The organism is Pseudomonas inefficax, from assembly GCF_900277125.1.
Classification (GTDB): Bacteria; Pseudomonadota; Gammaproteobacteria; order Pseudomonadales; family Pseudomonadaceae; genus Aquipseudomonas; species Aquipseudomonas inefficax.
On sequence record NZ_OPYN01000216.1, the window covers coordinates 1 to 2,520 of the forward strand.

Sequence of the window (2,520 nt, forward strand, 5' to 3'; positions counted from 1 at the left end):
GACCCGGTGCGCCTGCAGCGGGTGATCGACAGCATTCGCCTGGGCCTGGCCATCGNGCACAGCCAGAACCCCATGCNGGTGCTGGCCGCGCTCACCCGCGATGCCTGCCAGGAGCCGCGCCACTTCGTCGCCAACTGAGGCTTACTTGCCCTCTTCCACNTCCTTGCCGTTGGCGTCCAGCGCCTTGGTCGAGGGGTAGCGGTAGGAGGCGTNGCGCACCACCAGGATCGAGAACGCCAGCAACAGGATGCCGCCGCACACGTACAGCAGCCCTGCGTCCGGCGCCTTGTGGTGCGAGACATCGCCGATCAGCAGGCGGGTCAGCGCGGTGATGGCCACGTAGAGCAGGAAGCGGATCGGCATGTGGTTGGTCTTGAAGTAGATCCCGACCATTGCCCCCAGCTCCAGGTAGATGAACAGCAGCAGGATGTCATCGACACTGACCCCGCCCTTGCCGAGCATGTCGATGAAGGTTATCACCGCCGCATAGGCGGTGATCGCGCCAATGCCAAACAGTGCCAGGTAATGGAATGCCTCGACGCACAGGTTGCCCAGCGAGTCGGCGGAGCCGTGCAGGCCCTTGCGCAGCTTTTCTGCCCATTTGGTGTTCACGATGTTCCATTCCCCGATACGTCTTGAAGGATGATGCGTCACCGGTGTGACGCTTGTGCCATGCAGTTAAAGGGCCAGGCCCCTGGCTTGGAAGGCGACCGATTGCCGCAAGGCACGTTGAGGCGTGGCAGGAGTATTGTCTTGGCTGGCCTCTTCGCGGGTAAACCCGCTCCCACAGGATCTCCACAGACCTTGAGGTACATGCAGTACCTGTGGGAGCGGGTTCACCCGCGAAAGGGCCCGGATGGCGAAGGCGCTGATGGATGATGCTGAGTTGGCGATGAAGCAATAAGCCCTCCCCGCCACGCTACAATTTCTGCTTGCGAACCGATCAACATTGCCATTACTGTATATGGATACAGTACAAACCCAGCAAAAGGCATAGAGGTGATGAATGGCCGTCGAAGTGGTGTACCGCAGCAGCCGCGACCCGGAGCGCTTGTTCATGGATAAGGCCGAAGCAGACCGTCACGACAAGATGCTCGAACTGGCCGAGCGCCTGGCCGAAGTACTGCACAAGGCAGTGCCCTCGCTGAGCGAGAAACAGGTCGAGGAAGCCGGTATCTACATGGCCAAGAACCGCGATGTGTTCGCCCGGGCGTTCAAGAGCCAGCCGGATGCGCTGGCCGAGTTGCTCGAGGGTGGCGCTGCCAAGTGATGCCGGCGGCGCCTGCTTCGCGGGCTCGCCCGCTCCCACAAGGCCACCGCTGATATCGAATTCTGAGTTGTACCTGTGGGAGCGGGCGTGCCCGCGAATAGGCCAGCAAAGCCGGTATCGCCCCTCAGCCGTAGAGCAACCGCTCCGCCAGCATCTGCGCCACCCGCGCCGGCGAGCGCTTCTCTGCCTGGGCATGGCCAAACACTTCGGTCAGCCGTGAAGGTATTCGCGCCAGGTGCGCAGTGATGGTGCCCAGGTCTTCCCCCCGATAGGTAAGCGCCACGTAGATCAACCCACCGGCATTGATCACGTAATCGGGCGCATACAGTATCCCGCGGGACTCCAGCTGGTCGGCTACCTGCAAGGTGGTCAGCTGGTTGTTGGCCGCCCCCGCCACAGCCGCGCAACGCAACTGCATCACGCTCTGCCCGTTCAACACCGGCCCCACGCCGCAAGGAGCAAAGATGTCGCAAGGGGTGCTGATCAACGCATCGTTGGTCACCGGATGGGCATTGAACTGCTCCACCGCCAGCCGCACCCGCCCAGGGTCCAGATCGCTCACCAGCAGGTCTGCACCTGCCGCATGCAGTTGCTCCGCCAGCGCATAACCGACATTGCCCAGCCCTTGCACCGCCACTCGCAACCCTTGCAGGTCATCACTGCCAAGGCGGAACGAAGTGGTGGCACGAATGCCGGCAAAAACCCCCATCGCCGCATGCACAGAGGGGTCTCCCGAGGCCGTGGTGCTGGTCACATGCGGCGTAGTCTGAGCAATGCAGTCCATGTCCAGGGTCGAAGTGCCGCTGTCCACGGCGATGATGAAGCGCCCTTGCAAGGTATCGATGAAGCGGCCAAAGGCCTCGAACAGCGCGGCCCGGTTTTCCACATGCGGGTTGCGCATGATTACCGCCTTGCCGCCGCCCAGTGGCAGGCCGGCCAGCGCCGCCTTGTAGCTCATGCCCTGGGCCAGGCGAATGGCATCGATCATGGCGCTTTCATCATCGGCATAAGGCAGATAGCGGCAACCGCCCATGGCCGGGCCCAACTGCTCGCTGTGGATCGCTACCACGGCCTTCAGGCCGGTGGGCGGGTCGGTGAACAAGTGCAGCGACTGGGTCCGGGTGCTTTGCATCAGCGCGAACATCGACAGGCTCCCCTACGAGGTGCTCCTTCCAGTATAGGCGCGGCCCTTGGGCTGGCGCCGCCGCCGGACCACTGGACGAAACCGCCGGCTGCGGCTAATACTCAAG

At 63.0% G+C, this 2,520-nt stretch carries 4 protein-coding genes; 2 read left to right on the forward strand and 2 right to left on the reverse strand.

The features are described 5' to 3' along the window. On the forward strand, nt 1-138 hold a 138-nt coding region (locus tag JV551A3_RS27015), incomplete at its 5' end, for a DUF3509 domain-containing protein (RefSeq protein WP_133979273.1). Nucleotides 139-141: 3 nt separating this feature from the next. Here JV551A3_RS27015 and JV551A3_RS27020 read toward each other — a convergent pair. Continuing rightward, entirely contained in the window at nt 142-612 is a 471-nt protein-coding gene (locus tag JV551A3_RS27020; protein WP_133979275.1) for a phosphate-starvation-inducible protein PsiE, read from the reverse strand. Between the two features lie 394 nt (nt 613-1,006). Here JV551A3_RS27020 and JV551A3_RS27025 point away from each other — a divergent pair, with 394 nt between their 5' ends. Continuing rightward, on the forward strand, nt 1,007-1,270 hold the full coding sequence (locus JV551A3_RS27025) for a YebG family protein (RefSeq protein ID WP_133979277.1): 264 nt from the start codon (nt 1,007-1,009) through the stop codon (nt 1,268-1,270). Nucleotides 1,271-1,394: 124 nt separating this feature from the next. On the opposite strand, the gene JV551A3_RS27030 is transcribed toward JV551A3_RS27025, so the two are convergent. Further along, nucleotides 1,395-2,414: a Leu/Phe/Val dehydrogenase gene (locus JV551A3_RS27030; RefSeq protein ID WP_133979278.1), complete on the reverse strand. Its 1,020-nt coding sequence runs from the start codon at nt 2,412-2,414 to the stop codon at nt 1,395-1,397. Between the last annotated feature and the right edge of the window lie 106 nt (nt 2,415-2,520).

What these genes read in the sequence shown, in the direction of transcription:
- JV551A3_RS27025 (WP_133979277.1), top strand. Translation starts at nt 1,007, where the DNA reads ATGGCCGTCGAAGTGGTGTACCGCAGCAGCCGCGACCCGGAGCGCTTG.
- JV551A3_RS27030 (WP_133979278.1), bottom strand. Translation starts at nt 2,414, where the DNA reads ATGTTCGCGCTGATGCAAAGCACCCGGACCCAGTCGCTGCACTTGTTC.